Origin of the sequence: Streptomyces muensis, assembly GCF_021474425.1 — a bacterium.
GTDB lineage: Bacteria > Actinomycetota > Actinomycetes > Streptomycetales > Streptomycetaceae > Streptomyces > Streptomyces muensis.
In genome coordinates this window covers 1-4302 of the sequence record NZ_JAKEIP010000438.1, presented here as the reverse complement: position 1 = coordinate 4302, position 4302 = coordinate 1, and the positions used below count along the sequence as shown (strand labels likewise).

At 72.4% G+C, this 4302-nt stretch carries 4 protein-coding genes; 1 reads left to right on the top strand and 3 read right to left on the bottom strand.

Annotated features, from left to right (window positions below):
* Positions 1-796: hypothetical protein (locus tag L0P92_RS42560; RefSeq protein WP_308289820.1), on the top strand; the 796-nt coding region annotated here is incomplete at its 5' end.
* Between the two features lie 10 nt (positions 797-806).
* Here the strand turns inward: L0P92_RS42560 and L0P92_RS42555 are convergent.
* From L0P92_RS42555 to L0P92_RS42545, 3 genes are all read right to left on the bottom strand, one after another.
* Positions 807-1754, bottom strand: a complete 948-nt coding sequence (locus L0P92_RS42555) for an EamA family transporter (protein WP_234768503.1) — start codon at positions 1752-1754, stop codon at positions 807-809.
* A 227-nt stretch (positions 1755-1981) separates the two neighbouring features.
* Positions 1982-3112, bottom strand: a complete 1131-nt coding sequence (locus L0P92_RS42550) for a lipid II:glycine glycyltransferase FemX (protein WP_234768504.1) — start codon at positions 3110-3112, stop codon at positions 1982-1984.
* A gap of 187 nt (positions 3113-3299) precedes the next feature.
* Positions 3300-4094 carry a metallophosphoesterase family protein gene (locus L0P92_RS42545; protein WP_234768502.1) on the bottom strand — a complete coding sequence of 265 codons (795 nt, stop codon included), beginning with the start codon at positions 4092-4094 and terminating at the stop codon, positions 3300-3302.
* Positions 4095-4302 lie beyond the last annotated feature (208 nt).

Genomic DNA, 4302 nt, shown 5'->3' with positions numbered 1-4302 from the left:
GTACCCTTACCCGCCGCACCCCGGCCCGCCCGCGCCCGTGCCGCCCGGCCCCTTCATGCGGCTGTGGCGGCGGATCGGTCCCGTCCACACCGCGCGCAGGGTCTTCAAGCCGTCCCGGCCGGGCATCGTCGAGGACCCCACCGTGGCCCGCATACAGAAGATCCGCACCCTGGTGGGTCTGGCCGCGATGGTGTGGATGTCGCTCACCTACAAGATCGCGGACTCCATCGGGGACGTCGTCAGCAAGCGCACCGACCAGTCCTGGATCAGCGTCCTGCTGCTGTCCGTGACGTTTCCGGTCGCGGTCGGCATCCTGCTAGCCCTGGTGCCGGACACGGCCCGGCGTGAGTTGCTGCGTCGTTCGGCCAGGTGCTTCGGCGCGATCGTGGCGCTCCTGGCCGCGGTGTTCGTGTTCCCGGTGATCGTGCTCACCGGCTTCGCCGAGGGCCGTTTCGCGACCGGCCCGGCGATGACCGTCGTCACGGTCGTCGCCCTCGCGGTGGTCTTCGTATGGGTGCTGCCCTTCATCGTCTGGGGCGTGGGCCTGGCGCTCACCCATGTCTTCCGCACCGCCGACATCCACGAGACGCTGCCGCCGCTGCTGGCCATGACACTGGTGTGGGAGATGGCCCTGGTCGACCTCTTCACGGGCGCCTACGCGGGTGTGCCGGTACCGGTCCGGATCCTGCTCGTGCTCGGCGCCCCGGCCTCGGTGACCGCGGTGGGCCTGTGGGAGCTGCGCCGGCTGCGCGTCAACCACGGGCTTTCCGTCCAGGGGTTGCTGATGCGCAGCTAGAGCCGGGGCACTAGCCGTCGGCGACGGCCTTCGTCCTCCCGCGCCCCACCTGCGTCCGCACCGCCCCCATGCTCGCCGCGATGACCAGGGCGATGGCCAGGGCCTGGAGGGCGGAGAGGGCCTGGTCGAGGATGAGGAAGCCGGCGGTCGCCGCGACGGCCGGTTCGAGGCTCATCAGGATGGCGAAGGTGGCCGCGGGCAACCGGCGCAGGGCGAGGAGTTCGAGGGTGTAGGGGAGGACCGAGGAGAGGACGGCGACGGCCGCGCCGAGGCCGACGGTCACCGGGTCGAGCAGCTTCGTGCCCGATTCGGCGATCCCCAGGGGGAGGAACAGTACGGCCCCCACCGCCATGGCGAGCGCCAGCCCGTCGGCCTGGGGGAAGCGTCGGCCCGTACGGGCGCTGAAGACTATGTAGGCCGCCCACATGGCGCCGGCACCCAGGGCAAAGGCGACACCTATGGGGTCCAGGCTGTCGAAGCCTCCGCCGCCGAGGAGGAAGACACCGCCGAGGGCGAGTCCGGCCCAGATGAAGTTGACCGCGCGACGGGACGACAGGACGGAGAGGGCGAGCGGGCCCAGCACCTCCAGGGTGACCGCGGCGCCCAGCGGGATGCGGGCGACCGACTGGTAGAAGAGGCCGTTCATCGCCGCCATGGTGATCCCGAAGACGATCACCGTGCCCCAGTCGGTACGGGAGTGGCCGCGCAGCCGGGGACGGCAGACCAGCAGCAGGACGACCGCCGCCACCAGCAGCCGCAACGCCACCACGCCGAGCGCACCGGCCCTCGGCATCAGGCTCACCGCGAGCGCGCCGCCGAACTGCACCGAGATCCCTCCGGCGAGCACCAGGCCCACCGGCCCGAGGGAACCCCAGCGGCGCGGCCCGCCGCCCGTCGGCTCGGGGACGGCCCGGCCTCGGGCCGGTGCGGGGGTGGTGGCGGCGTCGGGGGTGCTCACGGGCGTTCCAGGGCTCGGCTCGGGCGGATGGAGCAGGACAAGGGCAGGACAGGGCCGGACAGGGTGGTGTTCGTCGTTCAGCCCGGTGTTCATCATGCTGTACTGCCAAGTCCAGGGTAGTAGACCCCGTCAGGTGTGTGAACCCATTACGCCACTGTCCCAGAGTGTGGACGGACCGGCACCAGGGACGAGGACGGGACGGCCCCGAACGCCTCTTCCCGGCCGGACTACCGCCGCGCCATGTACAGATCCAGCGCCTTGTGCAGCAGCCGGTTCAGCGGGAAGTCCCACTCCCCCAGGTACTCCACCGCCTCACCCCCGGCCCCCACCTTGAACCGCAGCAGGCCCAGCAGGTGGTTGGACTCCTCCAGCGTGTCGGTGATGCCGCGGAAGTCGTAGACGGTGGCGCCGAGTTCGTGGGCGTCGGACATCATGCGCCACTGCATGGCGTTGTTGGGCTGGACCTCGCGACTGCGGCCGGTGGAGGCGCCGTAGGAGTACCACACATGTGTGCCGACCATCAGCATCGTGGCGGCGGCGAGGGTGTCGCCGTCGTGGTGGGCGAGGTAGAGCCGCATGCGGTCGGGGTGCTCGGCGGTCAGCGCGGTCCACATGCGCTGGAAGTACGGCAGCGGGCGCGGCACGAAACGGTCCCGCTCGGCGGTCTCGACGTAGAGGTCGTAGAAGACGGGCAGGTCGTCGTAGCCGCCCCGCACCACCTTCACGCCCGCCTTGTCGGCCTTCTTGATGTTGCGCCGCCACTGCTGGTTGAGGCCACGCTGGACGTCCTCCAGCGACCGCCCGGCGAAGGGCACTTGGCACACGTACCGCGGCTGCCCCGCGGCGAAGCCCTCCTCGCTCCCCGGCTCGGCCTGCCGCCAGCCGGCCCGCCGCAGTCCTCCGGCGATGTCGAGGGCGCGCTGATCGCAGGTCGTGGGCTCGGTGTCGCGCAGTCGCCGGGCGGCCGGGTCGGCGATGGCGGCCTTCACCGCCTCGCTGTTCCAGCGGCGTACGACGACGGGCGGGCCCATCTTCACCGAGAAGGCGCCCCTGCCCTTGAGGTACGCGAGCATCGGCGCGAGCCACCGCTCGGCGAGGTCGGGCGCGTACCAGTCGATCAGCGGCCCCTCGGGCAGATACGCCAGGTATCTCTTCAGCCTCGGCAGCGGCCGGTAGAGCACGAGCCCGGCTCCCACCAGCCGTCCGCCCTGCTCCTCGTCGAACCACCCCAGGCTCTCCGCCCGCCAGTCAGGCTTCACCTCGCCCCAGGAGGGCACCTGCATATGGCTGACGGACGGCCGGGCCGCGACGAACGCCAGGTGCTCGGCGCGGGGGATGGTCTGGACGCGGAGGGGCAGGGGCACGGTCAGGGCTCCTAGCGGTGCGTGGCTCAGGACGGCTGGAGGCCTGTCCGGCGACGCCGGCATGATCCGCGGGACACGGCCCAGGCCAGTCCAGCACAGCCGGCGCGGGTTCGCGGGTCGGGCGACGCCTGCGGCCGGGCGCACCGGGGCAGGGCTCGGCCGAACGGCTGATCCGGTCCGCTCACGCGCCCGTCTCCCGCCCGTCCCGGGGCCCGAACGCCGCCAGCGCGTCGGCGTCCGTGACACGGGCATCGAGGTAGTGGGCGGCCCACTCCGCGATCTCCGGGTACGCGCACTCCGCCACCACCCGGCCGACGGCCGTCGCGACGTCGTACGGCGTCACCCGCAGGTCCACTCCCGGGCCCAGCAGGCACCAGTGGGCGCCCGCGCGGCCGTACGGCATGCCGACGCTGCCGGGGTTGACCACCAGGCGGCCGTGGGCGAGACGGACGTAGGGCATGTGGGTGTGGCCGCAGACCACCGTGCGGACGGTCGCCGGAAGGTCCGCGAAGACCTCCCTCCACCGGGCGAGCCGCGAGTCGACCAGGACGACCTCCTCGTCGTCGCGGGGTGTGGCGTGGCAGAACAGGACGTCGCCGAGGCCGCGGACGGGCAGCGTGAGCGTCTTGGGGAGGGACGCGAGGAACGCGACGTGTTCGTCGGTGAGGCGGCCGGCCGCGTACGGGCCGATCGGGTCGGGGATCGCGTCGCGTTCGCCCCGCCGGTACTCGACCAGCTCCCGGTCCGCGTTCCCCGCCAGCCACAGCACACGTTCGCCCTGCTCGCGCAGCAGGTCGAGCACCTCGGCCGGCTGGGGGCCGGCCGTGATGTCCCCGGTGAGCACGACGCGCTCGGCATCGGCCACCTCCGGCTCGGCGAGCACGGCCTCCAGGGCGGGCAGCACCCCGTGGATGTCGGAGAGGACGGCCACCCGGGCCAGCTCGGCCCTCACTTCTGTCGCCAGCCCGTCCGTCACTTCTGTCCCCAGCCCGCTCGTCACTTCTTCCCCGGACCGTCCGCCAGCCCGTACGTCACGTCCCCCAGCTCCTCCGTCACTTCTCCTCCGTCACTTCTCCTCCAGCCCATCCGCCAGCACCTCCGCGAGATGCCGCCCCCGCACCCCCGCCAGTTGCTCCAACTGCGTCCGGCACGAGAACCCGTCCGCCAGCACCACGGCCCCCTCC